The sequence below is a fragment of the Brevibacillus laterosporus DSM 25 genome, from assembly GCF_002706795.1.
Lineage (GTDB): Bacteria > Bacillota > Bacilli > Brevibacillales > Brevibacillaceae > Brevibacillus_B > Brevibacillus_B laterosporus.
This window is the reverse complement of sequence record NZ_CP017705.1, coordinates 3,736,362-3,755,000: the sequence shown is the minus strand read 5'-3', so window position 1 is coordinate 3,755,000 and position 18,639 is coordinate 3,736,362. Positions and strand designations below refer to the sequence as shown.

The window sequence follows — 18,639 nt, the reverse complement described above, 5'->3', positions numbered from 1 at the left end:
TCGACTTGCATGTATTAGGCACGCCGCCAGCGTTCGTCCTGAGCCAGGATCAAACTCTCCATTAAAGTAGTTCTTGATCAAAGCTACAGCGAACCTGTCGGTTCATAAATATAAAAACATAGTAAGTTATATTCTATCTGGTTTTCAAGGAACAACGTTAGTAACCCTAGCCACTCTATTGTTTCAAGTAGGGGCAACGTTTAATAATGTACCATATAAAAAAAATAAATGCAATACCTTTTTTTAAATTTAACTAAAAAAATAACAATTCTCCTTGTAGGAACTAGAAAAAGCTCATAACTTCACGGTAGGATAAAATGTTTGAGGTGACGATATTTATAAGTATAGGTATCTGTATCCATCTATATGCTAAAAGAATAAAACTCGTTCCTTTCTACTCCCATGTAAAAACTCAACTTATTACACGATTTCAGAACCTGCCATTGTTCAAATAATATAGAAATAAGTTTAACCAGAATAAAAATAAATTTCCTCAGTCATCTACTGTAAAAAACGGAACGATCCGAACTTCATCGTTTCCGGAGACCCCGCTTAGTTATTTGTAAATTAATCATTACATTTTTGACCTTCTAGGAATCGCTAAGGCTTTTTACCAAAGTTTTGGGGCATAGTTGTCCCCCTAAAACGAATAAAGTCCCTTTTTTCAAAAGGGGACTTCTCGTCAACGTAAAAGCCATACGAATAAGAACGTGGACAGTTCGAGAGGAAACGCAGGAGCTTGGTACCGATGTGAATACTTCTCCCTATATGGAATAACCTAGAGTACGAGTAACAGCTCCCCCTGCTTGTTTATAATATCGTTCACCAGAAAGCCATTCCCTTGTACTATCAATTAACATAGCTCGACTGCATCCGTCAGAAAAGGTATGATCTGCTTCTAAAATAATCTCTTTATCACTTTTACCAGTAGGACGTGAACGAAAGGCATAATAATAGTGGAAGCAATACTCAACTGGAATGTCAACATCTGCTGTGCCATGGGCAATGAAGACATCTCCGGTATAATTTTGTAATTCTTTTAGAGGAACATAAGGCTGTAGTGACTCAAAGAATGCCGAAGTAAAGCCATAGCCCATATAATCCACAGATGAATACTGCCATGCCCTTTGATAAGTATCTACTCCAACAATCCGAACAATATCTTTATAAGGATGAGCAACTGGAGACCATAACATAAGTTTGCGAATATTAGGTTCGCTTACAGCTGTATATAGAGCAACCGGACCGCCTAAGCTATGACCTAACAAATAAATTCGTTCTGTATTAACTTCCGGAAAATGTGTTGCCTCTTTCAGAACATGCCTAGTTTGCGCAACTAATTGGTCAAAGCCTGACCGACCATATTCGCCCGTACTTTCTCCACATCCCACATAATCAAAACATAACACTGCATAGCCATCTCTAATCAATTGATTAGCGGTTTCAACAAACAATCGATTGACACCGATACGCGAACCAATAAAACCATGACAAATGACAATCAGAGGAAATGTTTCTGCTTGATTTCCCAGTTCAGGCACATATAAGGTAGCCGTCAATGTTTCATCCTGCCATTTAATTTCAACATGTCTCTTCACGTGTCACACATCTCCTTTTTCCTCTCACCACTCTGACTTGCTTATCAAAAAGGAAAATACGTCTTTTCCTCTGCCACTCAGCCTATCTAGATTGTTGATTTAAGTTTAATTCACACTATTCCGACCTGTCAAGTATGAATTGGACCATAAAATAACCCGAGACATTTCACCGTCTCGGGCATCATATAACTATTCTTTCAGTTGGCTAATAAAAATAAATTCATTATTTTCCTTTTTCCAAGTAAAAGTAACAGTAGGATTGGTAACTGAAACTATAGGGCGATACTCGGCTGGAACAGCTGTTTTTTCCCGCAGCATACTTTGCATAAAGGTACTACGGATATTTAAGCTATTCCCTATCTTTTTCAGTATAGGGGAAATTGTATAGAAAGTGACTCCATTTACCACTACCTCGTAATCACTTTTTTGTCTTACTTCTATGCGCTTTTCTCCCAACTCATACAACGCTTCCACCACTTGACTAATATCATCTGTTATCACAATATCCGGTTCAAGGCCAATCTTATTTACTTTACGATGAGCCGGAGTCAGATATTCTTGCAATGTCACTTTTAATGCATCACCTTCAACGAGAGGCAGGACTGTTTGAGCAATTCCTTTTCCAAAGGTCTTGGAACCAATCAATTTAGCTATCTTATGATCTTGTAGCGCTCCAGAGAGCAATTCTGATGCTGATGCTGTTTGCCCATTTACTAAAATCGTAATAGGATAGGGAGCTTGGCGACCATTGCGGACCCAATTTTCCACTTCAACTCCATTACGATTTGTCGTATACATCAGCAAACCATCTTCCATAAACAGACTGGCAATTTCCTTCGCTGCGCTTAGATATCCGCCACCGTTATCACGTAAGTCAATGACCAAACCTGTTAATTTTTTTTGATTGTTTTCCAGTTTATCTAATTGCTCTTTAAACTGATCACCAGCATCGCTTCCGAACGTATCAAGTCTTATATATCCAATCGTTGCAGATTTGGAAGTGAAAAGATGACTTGCTGCTTCTGGCATAATAAGAGGCGAGCGCTTGATTGTATAATCCTTTTTTTGTGTTGTGCCCGATTTAGAAAAGGTAAGAGTTGCACTCGTTCCCTCTTCACCTTGTAGCATCTTAATCAACTCTGCTAGATGTTGTACTGTTATTTTATTACCATCAACGGCTTCCAGCTTATCACCTGAACTAATTCCAGCTATAGCTGCTGGGGAGTTTTCAACAACCTTGCGTACAAAGATACCGTTATCGGTTTTACGAAACATGATACCAAAACCCACAAAATTATTATTCACACTGTTCTGAAACTGATCCAATTCACCTTCAGTAAATAGAGTAGTGTAAGGGTCATTTACTTGGGTTAACATTCCTTCAATCCCATAGTAGCTTACAGTATTCCAATCCAATTTTTCTTGGGCTTGCCATTGCTTTATACGATCCACCATTTCTTGGACGGTATCATCCTTCTCATCCACGACAACTTCAGCACGTTTCTCAGCCTTTATATATTGTTGAACCCCTTGCAAGGCCCCTTGCACAAGTTTTTTTTCACTTGGTTTGTCGAGGTGGTTTTCTTGCAAAATATAATACACCTGTTGTAGCTCCAAGAGAGCTCTATTGTTCGCACTGTTTATATCAAAAGATGAGGCTTGATGTAAGGACTGTGACATAGAAGCCATAGCCCCCGAGCCAGGCCACAAGAGCATAAGTGTAAGAGCCAGAACCCCCGTCTTTCTAAGTTTCATGTATAACACCTGCTCCTTCCGTCACCTCTTTTGGAATGTCAAGACGTAAGCTCTCGGGAAATTCATATTCTTCATCGCCATCAAGCTTGATGTATTCCCCATTATCATAAATCTCCGTAATTTTCCAAGATTGGCGTAATAATTGATTAGTTCTGGAATCCAGATAGTACTTTACAACAAAAGTAGGAGCATATAAGAGTTTTTTCTCTTGTAAATCGAGTGTTTCTGCATATTTTTGAAGTTCATTTGGTTCATAAAATTCGGTAATGATCTCGTATTCTCCAAAGCTTTGCTTTAAGTATCGAGCATGAAGCTTATTTAAACGACTTAAAACAGGCAGATCACTCACATACTCGTGCAGATACGTTTTTTTCTCAGTTGGACTTCCTGTTACTTTTTTGGTCCAGACACCCTTTTCATTATCCCAATCGTACTTAACTTGATTACGACGATCTGTATATCCTTCCATTTTGTTTAAAACTGCTTGGTCAGCCTTTTGATAAATACCTTTTGTATGCGTGATTCCTCTTTGAGTATCCATCTCTTCTGTTACCTTAAGCACCGTATTACCGTAATTCATTTCCGTCTTGACAATGATCCTTTGGGCTTCATCCATCTTTTTATCAGCTTTACTTAAAAGGGTGGCATAAAGATTTTGTCTAGTAGAAGACAACAAATCTAATTCATGAGCCACTTGGTCATATAAAGCTACAAGCTCACTCTTCTGATCAGCTTCTTTCGCGCGTTTTAACAGATTTTCAGCATCAGAGATCCGATTCTCCTTGACCAAATAGTACAAGCCATTTTGTACAGCAAGCACTAAATCCGGTCTCTCCTCATAGCGCTTAATCGCTAACTCATATTTATCTAAATGAATTTCAATGGCTGCCACATATAGGCCAAATACTTTCCATTCCTCTGAATTTTTAACCAGTTTGTCCTCGTAACCAAGTAACTTTTGATACAAATCTTCGAATTCCTTACCTTGATTAGTACGTAGCATTTGTAAGCCAACATCATAGATATTAGCGGTAAGTAGACCTAGAATTTTTGGATCATGCTCCACTGTTTTTATATAGGCATCTAATGCAAGGAATGCTTCTTTGGCATTATCTGCTGGTTCCTTATAGTAGTTCCAGCTTTTGTAATAATGAACTCCCACCTGGTTGGCAAAATCAGCTGGTAGCTCCTCCAGTTCTTTAAAGGTTTCCTCTTCTTCAAGATAATTTTTAATTGCATCAACAATGTCTATGAATTTTTTCTCCGTTTCAGTTGGAGAGTCGTACGTCGCAAAAAGCGGGTACATCTCCTTCTGAACAGGTACAAACGGATATAGAGAACGTGATTCGTCAGCTAGCGGCAGTAGCATCTCTGATTGCAAAGAAGCACTCACCTTTTCAATTAAAATAGCTGCTTCTGCACGGGTTAACGTGTTCGAGCCTTTTTTAATCAATTCTAATTCCCATGGAGATTGCTTCGTGGTAAAGGATAGAGCTGACAGGACTTTAGCTGCCTCTGCATTTGTAATAGGCTGATTAGGATAAAATTCATCTCCTGGAAAAACCTTATGTAGAGTCCTTGCACCTGCAATCCGATCATGATACACAAACACACGTAAAATACCCGGATACATCCATGTCATGTAATGCACATCTTTGTATGGCAAATACGGCTCGTCCATTCCTTGTCCCCGACCGAATTCATCGTTTTCTTCCAACAAAGTCAATGGAAACAGCTTATTTTGGTTATTTTGTAAAAAACGGCTTGTCAATAAAAAGAACTCCGCCCGTGTCATAGCCTTATCAGGAAAAAACTGCTGAATCGCTTTCGATGAATCACTAAACAATCCTTCCTCATAGGCTCTCACGATAGCCTCTTTGGCAGGATGATTAGAAATATCGATGAAAGGCAATGGAGCTGAAAGATCATCCCCTATTTCCTCAGCTTGCACGGGTTCTAAAAAGACACCGGTAGCCATCACAATAGCTACAGCAGCAGGAATTACCTTCCACCATTTCCGACTACACGAGGATTCTTTCGCACTCGTCACAATATACCAGCCCCTTCCCTCTCCGCCATTTATCAAAATTACTGGTTGATAATGGCATAAAACACCCCATACATGACTTATTTTTTACTTCTACCACCGGATTTTTTTTAGTTTCCAATAGCCGATCATACTCGCTCAACCATTCTGGGTCTAATTTTTCTTTGCGTTCTTCTGCTTCCATACGGGAGAATTGCAATGATTGTTCTAGAGAAAATCGCTTTTCGATCAACTCATTTCCATTGCGTTCCCACTCTTTTTTTGCCATCCAGAGCTCTTGCTCCTTTAACATTCGTTCAATTTGTTGATCAGGGGTGTCCGTAGGCATGCCCTCTATTTGACGTTTAATAGCCCTGATGTGCTTCATCTGTTCCCTTTCTTGCTCTTTTACACCAGCCAATTCACGCTCGGCTCGCTTTATTTTCCCAAGTAACTGGTGCCACTCATAGAAATCACGAATCGAGGACATGTTGCCCACTCCCTTATTTAAGCCGTAGATCCTTTGCCTTAGAGGTATTGAAACGGGTCTGTATGAATCTCTGAGGCAATTACTTCGGTTTTATATTTATGTTCTTGTAGCTTTACTTGTATAAAACTAGCCAATCTTGGCTTCATGATCTTTTCAATGTTATGACCAGCATCAATGATTGATAATCCTTCCACGAACGCGTCCTGCGCTTCATGGTATCCGACATCGCCTGTTACCATTACATCTGCACCACGGAAAGCAGCTTTTAACAAATAAGAACCGCCGCTACCTCCCAGAACAGCGACCTTTTTCACTATACGATCCTTAGGACCGACTATACGAACCCCTTCCAGACCTAGCTTTCTTTTGACAAAATGAGCATATTCCTCCAGAGTCATAGGCTCCACTAGTTTACCAATTCTCCCAAGCCCAAGTGTACGTGGCGGTAGATCAAGAGGATAGATATCATACGCTACCTCATCATACGGATGCGCAGCTTTCATCGCCTTAATCACAGATGGTTGTTGACTACTTAGTATAACAGTCTCAATCCGAATTTCTTCTACATGCTCCACTTTCCCCTGTTCTCCAATAAATGGAGTAGTACCTTCAAGTGGTAAAAAAGTACCTGTCCCCTCAATCTGGAAGCTACAATGACTGTATTGCCCAATATGACCAGCACCTGCATTCACCATAGCCTGAAACACTTGTTCACTATGCGATTTAGGCACAAAAGTCACTAGTTTTTTAAGCTCATCCTGATATGTGACATCTAGGATTTCGGGTTGCTGTAATTCTAATTCTTCTGCAAGCCAATCATTCAAGCCTCCATTTGCAACATCTAAGTTCGTATGCATGCTATAGACGGCGATATCATGAGCAAGTAATTTTGCTAACAAGCGTCCTGCCGGTAAATCAGTGCGTAAATGCTTTAAGGGACGAAATATCACAGGATGATGAGCAATTATGAGCGAAACACCTTTTTGAATGGCTTCATCAACCACCTCTTCATTTACATCCAACGCTGTCATGACCTTCTGAACAGGCTTTTGTAGTGTGCCTACTTGCAATCCGATCTTATCCCATTCCATCGCCAAAGATTTTGGTGCTAGTCTCTCCACTAATTGTATGATGGTTTGTCCGTTTGCAAGCATGTCAAAACTCCTTTAATCCAAATAATTTTATCCTCAATTTCCGACAGTTTTTCCTGCGTTTCCACACGAGTAGATGCCGTCATGCGCTCTTTGATTTTTTCCCACTTCTCTAATTCAGACTTCCATTTTTCGAGCAAAATAGGAGATTGTTGTTGTAATAAAAAGGGCCCAATTTCCATTAGCTCTGCTTGGCTCCATTTATTAGACTGATATGGCTCATCTGGATTGCCTGGTTCAGCTACAAGCACTTCGTAAATGATGCCATCTTCCTCTACAATCTCTTCTGCTACTAATTGATATCCATGGTCATATAACCATTGACGCAGTGTATCTTCTCCAACATTGGGTTGCAGGATCAAACGTTTTACTTTCCCTAATTTATCAAGGCCGGCTTCCAAAATAGAAGCAATTAATTGTCCACCCATTCCTGCGATGCAAATGACCTCTGCCTCGTTTGGGGCTAGTACAGCTAAGCCATCACCTTTGCGTACAGAAGCTCTATCCTTAGCTGTTAGTGTTGCAATTTGTCGAAGTGCTGCTTGATATGGTCCTTCATTCAATTCTCCCGCTATTACAAAACGCGCCTGATTGTTTACTAATAAATAGGAAGCCAGCAGGGCGTGGTCCGATCCAATATCAGCTACAAGCGCATCTTTGGGGCAATATGCTGCAATTGTTTGTAATCGTTTAGAAATAGTTAATGTCATGTTCCTATTACCTCCAGTTCATCCATTTTACCTCATCTTGCCAAAAAAACACATGAAGAAACTGGATGAGTAATATGGTAATTTTTAGGGTGGTAGTAGGGAGAGGAGAGGATAGTTGAACCATAACGTTTTTACGCCCTTCCTTACTTCTCCAAAAACAAATAGGTAACCAGATATTAACAAATAACTTTTAAAAAGACTAGTATGACACAACATTACTATTCCCAGATCGTTGTTTTTGCTCCTAGATTTCCAATAATAAAAATCCCTCCAAAATACAAGTTGGAGAGATCCTTATGTTCCTTATTTACTTACTTCACGAGCAATTACCATTCGTAAGATTTCTGAAGTTCCTTCACCGATTTCCAGTAAACGTGCATCACGGAAGTAACGTTCAACATGATAATCCTTCATATAGCCGTATCCTCCGTGAATCTGAATAGCTTGATGAGTGGCAGACATTGCGACCTCCGAAGCATATAACTTAGCCATCGCCGCTTCTTTGGTAAATTTGCGTCCTTGATCTTTAAGCCACGCTGCTTTATAGACCAATGTACGAGCTAATTCGATCTGGGTTGCCATATCCGCCAATTTCTGTTGAATCATTTGGAAATGTGACAAGCTAGAACCAAAGGCTTTTCTTTCTTTCGCATACTGTAATGCTCGATTAAAAGCTGCTTGAGCTACACCGACAGACATCGCACCAATACCAATGCGCCCACCATCCAATGTGATTAAAAATTGTTTAAAGCCCTCTCCTTCTTTACCTAAAATTTCTTCTTGAGGGACCTTAACGTCTTCTAAGACCAACTCCGTGGTATTCGAGGCATTTAACCCTAATTTTTCATAGCGATCCACTACCTTAAATCCTGGTGCATCCGTTGGGACCAGAAGAGCCGTAATTCCTTTTGTACCCTTTGATCTATCGGTTACAGCTGTTAAAGCAAGAAATTTGGCGTAAGAAGCATTAGTAATAAAACATTTGGAACCATTAATTACATATTGTCCATTTTGTAATACTGCTTGCGTTTTCGTTCCACCTGCATCAGATCCTGCTTGTGGTTCTGTTAACCCAAATGCTCCTATACTCTCTCCGCTACAGATCTTTGTTAAATACCTTTCTTTTTGTTCCTTTGTTCCAAACAGATGCAAGGGAGCCCCACCCAAGGATATATGTGCTGAATAAGTAATGCCTGTCGAAGCACAAGCCCGACTTAGCTCTTCAGTGACAATAGCAAAGCTAATCGTATCCGCTCCAGCTCCCCCAAATTCTTCAGGAAATGGTAAGCCCATCAGTTCCAATTCCCCTAGTTGCCTCATAATCTCAATAGGAAACCTCTTTTCCTTATCACGTTGCTCTGCTCCAGGTGCGACTACTTCATCTGCAAATTCCCGAATCATTTTCTGCAACATCTGTTGCTCTGATGTAAGATCAAATTGCATGTCAACTCTCTCCTTTATACGCTATATCATGTTCAATTCGCTACAGCGGGTAATTTATCAGTCTTGACTGACCGAGCGTTTGTTCAGAATTTACTTATTATTATATACAATTCGAAAGATGTTTGGATAGTCTTAAAGATAAAATAAAGAGACTCCGTGCTTGACGAAGTCTCAGTCCTATGTAAAACAAATAATAAAATCTCTGGATGCTACTTTATCCACGAAGCCATTCAAGCCAGTAGCGACGTGTAACGACTAGCAATAAACCACTAAGCAAAACTTTAATGAGTAATATAATTTGCATCATCTCACGAGACGCCTCAGGAACCCACCAAGAGCTGATCTCTGGACCAAAAAAGTAAAATAATCCACTTGCTACAAGAGTATAGGCAAGTTGCTGATGACGTCCATGGAACAAATAACCTAATCCGATCATCAAGAAAGATAAAGGTACCCAATATAACTCTATATTCATCCAACTAAAAAATTCTCCCATGCGTGTTAGCATAGCTGTCCCATATAAAATACCTATACCTATTAGCCCTGCAAATACAAACAATGAATAACGAAATAGTAAACCATGCAAAAAAGAATAGGTAGCAACTAAAAGAAGAAACCAAAAATATGTAACTTGACTTATTTTCCATTTTTCCCCAAAATGATAGAGACTCGCTAAAGCGATGAGGATCGTGATAAGTAAGAAAAAATAGGATAATAGCGGTATTTTTCGTTTAAATACAAAAGCCAGCACATAAGCAAGTATCCAACTGAGAACCAAAATGCTCATTTGCATTGGAATACTAAAAGCGTTAAAATAAAAAGCAAGTAAAAGCATGACAGCGATTACAAGTCCTACAAGAAATATTCCTCCCATAAGCTTTACGGAAAGGATTTGCGCTTCTTTCCCACTCCCTTGAATTTGAGGACCTACTCCATGTGTAAAGACTTGTTGCTGTTCATCAGGCCTATCCGTTCTACTACTCGGTTTTCTGTTGGGAAAAAAGAATAAACGTTTTTTTGTGACGGGCTCCTCTTGATTTTGAGCATGCTTGCCTTCTGTATAGAGATTTAACAGAAAAATGCAATAATGTTCTGGCAGTAAATGATTCCGTCGCCAATTTTCAATCTCAGTAATAATAATTTTTCTACGTTGATCATCCAAGTAGACATCGCCTCCTTACTGCCATTTCTTTTTGTTAGTTTTGTGAAATGGATCATATTTGAAGTAATATCCTGTTTTTCCCAACAAAAAAGCCTACGTAGCGTATTTGGCAAAACGTAGGCTTAGTGCTTACCTTATCTTTATCGGCTATTCCAAAAAATCTTTTAAACGTTTACTACGGGAAGGATGTCTTAATTTACGTAGGGCTTTTGCCTCAATTTGACGAATACGCTCACGAGTTACCCCGAAAACTTTTCCTACTTCCTCAAGTGTTCTTGTACGACCGTCATCTAATCCGAAGCGAAGACGAAGTACGTTTTCTTCACGGTCTGTTAATGTATCTAAAACATCTTCTAATTGCTCTTTCAACAGTTCATAAGCAGCAGCATCAGAAGGAGCTAATGCTTCCTGATCCTCAATAAAATCACCTAGGTGAGAATCATCTTCTTCTCCGATTGGTGTTTCTAATGACACAGGCTCTTGAGCAATTTTCATGATTTCACGTACTTTTTCAGGAGTTAAATCCATCTTTTCAGCAATCTCTTCGGGAGCAGGTTCACGCCCTAATTCCTGTAGTAATTGACGGGAAACGCGAATTAGCTTATTGATGGTCTCAACCATATGCACTGGGATACGAATGGTTCTTGCTTGGTCAGCAATAGCACGAGTAATAGCTTGTCGAATCCACCAAGTTGCATAGGTACTAAATTTGTATCCTTTTTGGTAGTCAAACTTTTCAACTGCCTTAATTAGACCCATATTACCTTCCTGGATCAAATCTAGGAACAACATACCTCGCCCCACATAGCGCTTTGCTATGCTTACAACGAGACGCAAGTTAGCTTCTGCCAATCGGCGCTTTGCTTCTTCATCGCCTTGTTCAATACGTTGTGCTAGTTTAATCTCCTCTTCAGCGGAAAGTAGAGGAACACGCCCAATCTCTTTTAGGTACATACGCACAGGATCATTAATTTTGATTCCTGGTGGCACAGACAGGTCATCATATTCAAAGCCTTCCTGCTCCTCATCCTTGATCATCATAGCATCTGCTTCTTCGTCTTCTTCACTCTCATTACTGACATCGATCCCTTGATCACCTAGGAACTCGAAGAACTCATCCATCTGATCAGAATCCTGATCAAAGTTCGATAGACGATTTGTAATTTCTTTGAAAGTCAAGCTTCCCTTCTTCTTACCTAGTTCTACCAATTGTTCTTTTACCTGGTCCACCGACAAAGTCTCCATGTCTGATGTCAAGTTTTGCTTGTTCATCTATTTTCCCTCCTTCCTCGGGAATGATGCTGATAACTACCCTTCCCTCAAAGCATTTTCCATTTCGGCGATCTTCATCCCTAGTAAAGCGGCTTCAATAATAAGCTTTTTGCGCTGCTCCTCATCTATGGTGCTTCCCGCTTGCAAATTTAGTTGCTTTTGTTGTTCACGTAACCTTTGTAGTTCCGCGCGAACAGGGTAATTGTTCACCTGCTTGATGTAGTCTTCAATTTCCTTATCAGATACATCGTCTCTGCATTCCATCATGGCTAATCCCGAGGCTAATTGCTTGCACTTCTCATCTTCAACATAGTGTATAAAGGCTCCAGGATCTGTCGGATGCCCCTCTGCATAATAAGCATACAAGTAAGCGGCTAGAGCACTGTGTTCGTCCACTTGGAAATCTGCGTTACATTCCTGTTGCACACGTAAAGCAATTTCCGGATCACGCAACATATAGTATAGCAACATTCGTTCTGCATTTTCGTGTGCAGGTGCTTTTGTAACCATAAATTTGCCATTATTTATACTATTATTCCATGGTGCTGTAACTTTATCCCTTTGTTTCATTATTTTTTGTTGCTTGTACAGCTTTTTCGCTTCTGTCTTTACAGCCTCAAGGGATAAGGAATACTCCTCAGACAGTTGCCGTTCATACATATCCCGTTCGATCGCGTTCGGGAGTGTAACGATGAATTCCAGTGCCTGTCTTACATACTCAGCTTTATCCGCTTCATCTTGTATTACGGTTTTACTCCGCAAATGTTTCAATTGAAAGGACGTCACCGGCATTGCTTGTAATAATACTTGCTGGGAAAATTGTTCAGCGCCATACTGCCGTATATAATCATCAGGGTCACTACCCTGGGGGAGTGGAGCAATTCGCACCGTACAACCAGCTTTTTGCAATTGATCAATCGCTTTTGCCGTAGCATCCTGTCCGGCAAAGTCGCCGTCGTAGCAAAGGATTACCTGATCCGTGTTTCTTCTGATCAGATGTGCTTGTTGCTCCGTAAAAGCGGTTCCTAGCGTAGCGATTCCGTTACTAATGCCAGCCTGCCACGCAGCAATTACATCTGCATATCCTTCAAAAAGGATTACCTGGTTTCGTTTACGCATTTGGCTTCTCGCGCGATGCAAGTTAAATATAGTGCGACTTTTGTTGAATAGGAGTGTTTCTGGACTATTTAAATACTTGGGTTCCGAGCCGTCAATTGACCTTCCTCCAAATCCGATAACCTCTCCCTGTGAATCCTGAATCGGAAAGATAACTCTCTTGCGAAATTTGTCATACACTCTTCCACGATCATTGGAGGATAGTAATCCTGCTTCGACCATTAACTCTAACGGAAAATTACGCTTTACAAGGTTATCCTTAACGAAATCCCATGATTCAGGCGCAAACCCAATCATGTATTCGTCAATCGTCGTTCTAGTAAAGCCTCGGTTCTCCAAATACCGAAGAGCTTCCGATCCATAGGGAGTGGATGTTAAAACATAATGATATAGTTTCGCCACAAAACGATAGGCTTCATACATTTTCGCCTTCACGCTCTGCATCGGATTATCTTCGTGAGCGAGGGGAGCTGGCGGGGTTAATCCCACCCGGTCTGCAAGTTTTTGCAAGGCCTCAGGAAACGATAGCTGTTCGACTTGCATAACGAAAGAGAATACGTCTCCCCCAGCATGACACCCGAAGCAATGATAAAACTGTCGCTCCGCGTTCACATTAAAGGACGGGGTTTTTTCCGAATGGAACGGACACAAGCCTAGATAGGCGCGCCCCCTCTTCTTCAGTTGTACGTATTCTCCCACCACGTCTACGATGTCAACAGCTGCTCGAACCTGGTTGACGAACTCTTCGGGTGCAGATTGAGCCATAGCCATCCACCTTTTCACAGCAATGAAATTACTTTATTCGTCAAAGTTCGGCAAAATCCTTCTTTCAACTACTATTTTTTCTTTCTGAACTTATCGGCGTGTTTTGATTTTGTTACGTCGAATAATGTCAAGAATAATATTAGCCGTCTCTTCAACCGCTTTGATGGAAACATCAATCACGGGACAACCTACGCGTTCCATGATTTTTTTTGAGTATTCCAATTCTGTTTCAATCCGATCCATTGTTGCATAATTCGCTTGGGCAGTTAGACCTAATGCTTTTAATCGTTCCGTGCGAATTCCGTTTAATTGATCTGAATTTATGGTAAGTCCAATACATTTTTCCGCTGGTAGTAAGAACAATTCTTCCGGCGGTTCGACTTCTGGAACCAACGGTACATTTGCTACCTTCAAGCGTTTGTTTGCCAAATACATGGACAACGGGGTTTTAGATGTACGCGAAACCCCAATTAATACAACATCTGCTCGAAGTAAGCCACGAGGGTCTCTGCCATCATCGTATTTTACAGCGAACTCAATGGCCTCCACTTTTCGGAAATAATCCTCATCCAATTTACGTACTAATCCAGGCTTGCCGGATTGTTTCGTCTGGAGTAGATCTTCCATAATGGTTAATAATGGACCCATTACATCCACAATGGGCACATTATGTCTGTTGGCTTGTTCCAAAATATAAGTCTTTAGTTCAGGAACAACGAGAGTAAACACCACCAGAGCTTTTGATTCTTTGGCGGAAAGGATAACTTCATCAATGGATTCTTTATCCTCGATGTACGGATACTTGTGAATATCTACCGTTTTACCGCTAAATTGACTTGATACTGCCCTTACGACAAATTCTGCTGTTTCTCCAATTGAATCCGATACGACATAAATTAATTGGGTATTCATTTCCAATCTAACTTCCCCCTACACATTCGTCTCTTTGCCAAGCTCCACAAAAGCTCTAGAAATTGTTGTTTTGGTAATTCTGCCCAACAATTCAAAGGTTTTTGGATCTTCTTCGTTGGGGCGTACGACCGGCAGTGAATCAATTTGGAATTCAATCAATTTTTGTGCAGTATCCAGAAGAGTTTCTTCTGGAGAACACGTGACGATATTAGGCATTCTTGTCATGATGATGCTGACAGGTATGCTCTCCAATCCCTTGTTACCTAATGAGGCCCGGAGTAAATCCTTTCGGGACACTACACCAGCTAACAGACCTTTTTGATTGACAACAAACAATGTACCTACATCTTCTAAGAATAAAGTCACAATTGCATCATACACCGTCGCTGATTCAGCCACGACGATAGGCACCGCTTTATAATCATTTACTACTAGCTTGTGCAGTCGTTCTGCAATAACCGACGATGTAGGACGACCTGCATAAAAATAGCCAACCCTCGGTCTGGCATCTAAATAACCCGACATAGTAAGGATGGATAAATCAGGTCGAAGAGTAGCCCTTGTGAGATTCAGGTGCTCAGCAATATTCTCACCTGTAATTGGACCTTCATCTTTTACAATTTGCAAAATTTGTTCTTGGCGTTTGGTCAATTCGATGACGGATCACCACCGATTCATAAATTACTATCCCTAGTATTACTCTATAAAGAGATAGATTCCTGCAAAAGAATCGTAAAAAGCTTTTTTTCTGCTACTCTAATGTACTGAAAGTAGAAAAAAGCCTCCACAAAAGGAGGCAGGGAGCTCATGTCCCGATAAGCCGATGTTTATGTATATATATATGATCACAATTGATCATGATAGCCAAAAAACTATGCCTTGTCAAATCCATCTGAAAACTCTAGACGTTCCATTTGTTCTAGAAAGTTTCGGCTTTTGAGACGGAGGTCAATATGCTGATCTAAATACCTATGCAACAGAAGCCTCAGTTGGTTTCGTGTATTTATTTTTACTTCAATCTCTCCTAAACGCTCAAGGGGGAATAATAAAAACAGCCGTAATAATTTCCAAGTTGCCGGTAAAATATGAAACGAATAAGGATCAGTAGGTGTACATCTCTGACATAAAAGACCACCTTGCGTGATACTAAACGTATAAGGTTCGCCCTCTGCACCACAAGAAATGCAACTTTCAAGATGCGGACGAATTCCAGCAAGAACCAGCATTTTACTTTCAAAAATACGGCAAAGAATCTCAGAATCCTTACCTTCATCCAAATACTGGAGTGTATGAACCAATAATTGGAACAGGTAAGGATTAGACTCACGCTCTTCAGTCAAACGATCTAACATCTCTGCCATATAAGCAGAATAAGCAGTCAGCATTAAATCTTGACGGAGGTCTTTAAAAGATTGAAGAATATCCCCTTGCGTGAGCTCCGGCATTCCTGTCCCTGTTCCTTTTTTACATAGATAGTATCCATGTGTAAACAATTGAGATACGGCGGCCAGGCGACTTCGAGGTTTTTTGGCCCCCTTTGCCATTACCCCGACCTTACCGTATTCTCTAGTGTAGAGCGTAACCACTTTACTACTTTCTCCGTAATCAACGCTACGGATGACAATACCTTCCCACTTTACAAGCATACCTGAGAATCACCCTGTTCCAATAGGGCTTGATCCAGTGATCCTGCATCATCAGCAACGTTTTGCGCTTCATGATGTTCCTTATAAAGAAGGTAAGCGTGGATATCACCGGTTGAAGCAAAGTAACTCCAAGAAAAGTTGCGAAGCATGTTGCATCATCCTTTCCTTTTTTCGGCTCCACTTTCTTTATATAGAATCCACCGTAGCCCCCATTTCTATGCCTTGGAAAAATTGTCACGTATAGTAAGGAAAAAGTTTATTTCTCTTCATAGAAACCAAAATTACGAAGCATTCTTTCCTGATTACGCCAATCTTTCTTCACTTTTACCCATACTTCTAAAAAGATTTTTTCTCCTAATAAACGCTCCATATCAACCCGTGCACGTTTGGAAATTTCTTTTAGCATGTCCCCTCTTTTTCCGATCAGAATTCCTTTTTGGGAATCACGTTCCACGTAGATTGCGGCATAAATGTATAATGTTTTTCCATTTTCCCCACGCTTCATTTCCTCCACCGTTACAGCGATTGAATGCGGAATCTCTTCACGCGTCAGATGAAGAACCTTTTCACGAATCAATTCCGCTATGATAAAGCGCTCAGGATGATCCGTTACTTGATCTGCTGGATAATACATGGGACCTTCTGGCATTTCCAACAAAATGGATTGTAGTAAGGCATCTGTATTGTTTCCTTGTAAAGCAGAAATAGGAACAATTTGTTTAAAATCATGATGCTTCCGATATTCATCAATTAACGGAAGCAATTCTTCTGGATGAATTTGGTCAATTTTGTTAATAACCAAGAAGACCGGGGTATTAACCTTCTCCAAACGCTCGAGAATATACTCTTCTCCTGCCCCACGTTTTTCCGTGGCATCAATTACGAACAGCACCAAGTCTACTTCATTAAGAGTGTTCTCAGCAGCTGCTACCATGTAATCGCCCAATTTGGACTTCGCTTTATGAATACCTGGTGTATCAATGAAAATTAATTGACCTTTGTCAGTGGTATACACAGCACGAATCTGATTACGTGTGGTTTGGGGTTTATTGGACATAATGGCGACTTTTTGCCCAACAACTTGATTTAATAATGTGGATTTCCCTACATTTGGTCGTCCAATAATTGATACAAATCCGGATTTAAACGTTTCTTTCTTTTTATGATTATCCAAGAAGATCCTCCTTTGTAAAAGCACCTGGCAATAGTTCACTCACTGTAGTTACCGTAACATCTCCATTTAAATTGGACAAGATTACCTTCATATCAGGTGGGCACATTTCTGCCATAACCTGACGGCATGCTCCACATGGTGGTACTGGTTTCGGTGTATCCGCTACCACAGCGATTGCTTGGTAAGTCTTATCTCCATCGGAATATGCTTTAAACAAAGCTGTTCGTTCTGCGCAGTTGCACAGAGGATAAGCAGCATTTTCAATATTACATCCTAGATATACTTTACCCGTTTCTGATAATAATGCAGCACCCACCGGGAATTTGGAATAAGGTACGTAAGCTGTTTCTCTTGCTACTTTTGCTTGTTCAATTAGTTGTTGTTGGTTCATACAATTCTTCCTCTCCTGTTTCTAAATAAAAATGAAGATGCCAAGAGACCAGACGATGCCGTTCCCATTTTGGGAGGTTCGTCTAGCTGTTTCCTTGACCGTGATTAACGTGTCCTAGCGAGTAAAGAAATAGGCATATAAAGGTGGTCCAAGAATGAGGATTCCAATTACGACTGCAAACATAGCGGATACAAAGACAGCTCCAGCAGCGACATCCTTCGCTATTTTTGCTTGTGGATGATACTCTTCTGTAACCAGATCAACGACAGCTTCAATGGCAGTATTAAGTAGTTCAAGCGCCCAAACAACAGCAATAACCAATAATAATAGGCTAAGCTCTAGGCGAGTAACTTGTAGCCAAATGGATACAATAACCACACCGAGCGCAGCTACTACGTGTATTTGCATGTTTCGTTGGGTGCGTATAGCATGGTTAATTCCCTGTAGAGCATAACCAAAACTACGCCATAAACGAAGCCACTCCTTCACGTTGACCGCCCCTATCTCGTCAAACCGACTTCTTGCAGGATATTTTCCTGACGGGTAAACATTTCTTTTTCTTCCTCAGGTGTCCCATGGTCATAGCCAATCAAATGCAAAAATCCATGCACTGCTAGAAAACCAAGCTCGCGTTCAAAAGAATGGCCATAATCTTGCGCTTGTTCTTTTGTTCGTGGGATTGAGATGATGATATCGCCTAGCATATTAGGATAGTCATCAAATTCACTTTCTTCCACAAATATCTCCATGTCACCCTCGCCCTCTTCATTCAGTGCAAACGATAGCACATCGGTAGGACGATCCACTCCACGATAATCGCGATTCAACTCATGGATACGTTCATTGTTTACAAGTGTGATAACCACTTCGCCCGTAATCTCTTCAAATTGGGCTGCTTTTTGTAAGCACTCTTCAATAAGTTGTTGGTGCTCTTGAGTGATTTCTTCGTCTTGCTCATTTACAATTTCAATCGTCAGCAATGTTCTTCCCTCTTTTTCTTCTGAAACATATCATAATTTATAATCACA

The 18,639-nt window shown here is 40.5% G+C and carries 18 protein-coding genes and 1 rRNA gene (1 of these 19 cut by a window edge); all 19 read right to left on the bottom strand.

All coding sequences use genetic code 11. From position 1 onward, the window contains the following. Positions 1-65, bottom strand: a 16S ribosomal RNA gene (locus BrL25_RS17850); it reaches 1,471 nt to the left of the window's first position. Between the two features lie 699 nt (positions 66-764). Continuing rightward, positions 765-1,598, bottom strand: coding sequence for an alpha/beta hydrolase family protein (locus tag BrL25_RS17845; protein ID WP_018674202.1), 834 nt, complete (start codon positions 1,596-1,598; stop codon positions 765-767). A 189-nt stretch (positions 1,599-1,787) separates the two neighbouring features. Continuing rightward, a complete protein-coding gene (locus BrL25_RS17840; RefSeq protein ID WP_018674201.1) occupies positions 1,788-3,353 on the bottom strand; it encodes a S41 family peptidase in 1,566 nt (521 codons plus the stop codon). Continuing rightward, positions 3,343-5,403 carry an S-layer homology domain-containing protein gene (locus BrL25_RS17835; protein WP_018674200.1) on the bottom strand — a complete coding sequence of 687 codons (2,061 nt, stop codon included), beginning with the start codon at positions 5,401-5,403 and terminating at the stop codon, positions 3,343-3,345. Before BrL25_RS17835 ends, BrL25_RS17840 begins: the two co-directional genes overlap by 11 nt. Continuing rightward, complete coding sequence (locus BrL25_RS17830) at positions 5,375-5,869, bottom strand: C4-type zinc ribbon domain-containing protein (protein ID WP_018674199.1); 495 nt, start codon at positions 5,867-5,869, stop codon at positions 5,375-5,377. Before BrL25_RS17830 ends, BrL25_RS17835 begins: the two co-directional genes overlap by 29 nt. Before the next feature lie 38 nt (positions 5,870-5,907). Beyond that, positions 5,908-7,023: a Nif3-like dinuclear metal center hexameric protein gene (locus BrL25_RS17825; protein WP_018674198.1), complete on the bottom strand. Its 1,116-nt coding sequence runs from the start codon at positions 7,021-7,023 to the stop codon at positions 5,908-5,910. Then, complete coding sequence (locus tag BrL25_RS17820) at positions 6,990-7,730, bottom strand: tRNA (adenine(22)-N(1))-methyltransferase (RefSeq protein WP_018674197.1); 741 nt, start codon at positions 7,728-7,730, stop codon at positions 6,990-6,992. The genes BrL25_RS17825 and BrL25_RS17820 overlap by 34 nt, the downstream gene beginning before the upstream one ends. 303 nt (positions 7,731-8,033) lie before the next feature. Beyond that, positions 8,034-9,173 (bottom strand): acyl-CoA dehydrogenase family protein, encoded by a 1,140-nt coding sequence (locus BrL25_RS17815; protein WP_018674196.1) that lies wholly within the window; start codon positions 9,171-9,173, stop codon positions 8,034-8,036. A gap of 214 nt (positions 9,174-9,387) precedes the next feature. Continuing rightward, positions 9,388-10,335 carry a Bax inhibitor 1 family protein gene (locus BrL25_RS17810; RefSeq protein ID WP_018674195.1) on the bottom strand — a complete coding sequence of 316 codons (948 nt, stop codon included), beginning with the start codon at positions 10,333-10,335 and terminating at the stop codon, positions 9,388-9,390. A gap of 147 nt (positions 10,336-10,482) precedes the next feature. Next, positions 10,483-11,607 (bottom strand): RNA polymerase sigma factor RpoD, encoded by a 1,125-nt coding sequence (rpoD, locus tag BrL25_RS17805; RefSeq protein WP_018674194.1) that lies wholly within the window; start codon positions 11,605-11,607, stop codon positions 10,483-10,485. A 36-nt stretch (positions 11,608-11,643) separates the two neighbouring features. Next, a complete protein-coding gene (dnaG, locus tag BrL25_RS17800; protein ID WP_018674193.1) occupies positions 11,644-13,488 on the bottom strand; it encodes a DNA primase in 1,845 nt (614 codons plus the stop codon). Positions 13,489-13,578: 90 nt separating this feature from the next. Beyond that, entirely contained in the window at positions 13,579-14,400 is an 822-nt protein-coding gene (locus BrL25_RS17795; RefSeq protein WP_035312404.1) for a pyruvate, water dikinase regulatory protein, read from the bottom strand. Between the two features lie 18 nt (positions 14,401-14,418). Beyond that, positions 14,419-15,051 carry a transcriptional regulator CcpN gene (locus BrL25_RS17790; protein WP_018674191.1) on the bottom strand — a complete coding sequence of 211 codons (633 nt, stop codon included), beginning with the start codon at positions 15,049-15,051 and terminating at the stop codon, positions 14,419-14,421. A gap of 221 nt (positions 15,052-15,272) precedes the next feature. Continuing rightward, positions 15,273-16,046: a DNA repair protein RecO gene (recO, locus tag BrL25_RS17785; protein WP_018674190.1), complete on the bottom strand. Its 774-nt coding sequence runs from the start codon at positions 16,044-16,046 to the stop codon at positions 15,273-15,275. After that, positions 16,037-16,195, bottom strand: a complete 159-nt coding sequence (locus BrL25_RS17780) for a YqzL family protein (protein WP_018674189.1) — start codon at positions 16,193-16,195, stop codon at positions 16,037-16,039. Before BrL25_RS17780 ends, recO begins: the two co-directional genes overlap by 10 nt. A 107-nt stretch (positions 16,196-16,302) precedes the next feature. Further along, positions 16,303-17,220 (bottom strand): GTPase Era, encoded by a 918-nt coding sequence (gene era, locus BrL25_RS17775; RefSeq protein WP_018674188.1) that lies wholly within the window; start codon positions 17,218-17,220, stop codon positions 16,303-16,305. Continuing rightward, positions 17,213-17,611: a cytidine deaminase gene (locus tag BrL25_RS17770; RefSeq protein WP_018674187.1), complete on the bottom strand. Its 399-nt coding sequence runs from the start codon at positions 17,609-17,611 to the stop codon at positions 17,213-17,215. The genes era and BrL25_RS17770 overlap by 8 nt, the downstream gene beginning before the upstream one ends. A gap of 114 nt (positions 17,612-17,725) precedes the next feature. Then, positions 17,726-18,100 (bottom strand): diacylglycerol kinase family protein, encoded by a 375-nt coding sequence (locus tag BrL25_RS17765; protein WP_018674186.1) that lies wholly within the window; start codon positions 18,098-18,100, stop codon positions 17,726-17,728. Between the two features lie 11 nt (positions 18,101-18,111). Next, complete coding sequence (gene ybeY / locus BrL25_RS17760; RefSeq protein ID WP_018674185.1) at positions 18,112-18,591, bottom strand: rRNA maturation RNase YbeY; 480 nt, start codon at positions 18,589-18,591, stop codon at positions 18,112-18,114. Between the last annotated feature and the right edge of the window lie 48 nt (positions 18,592-18,639).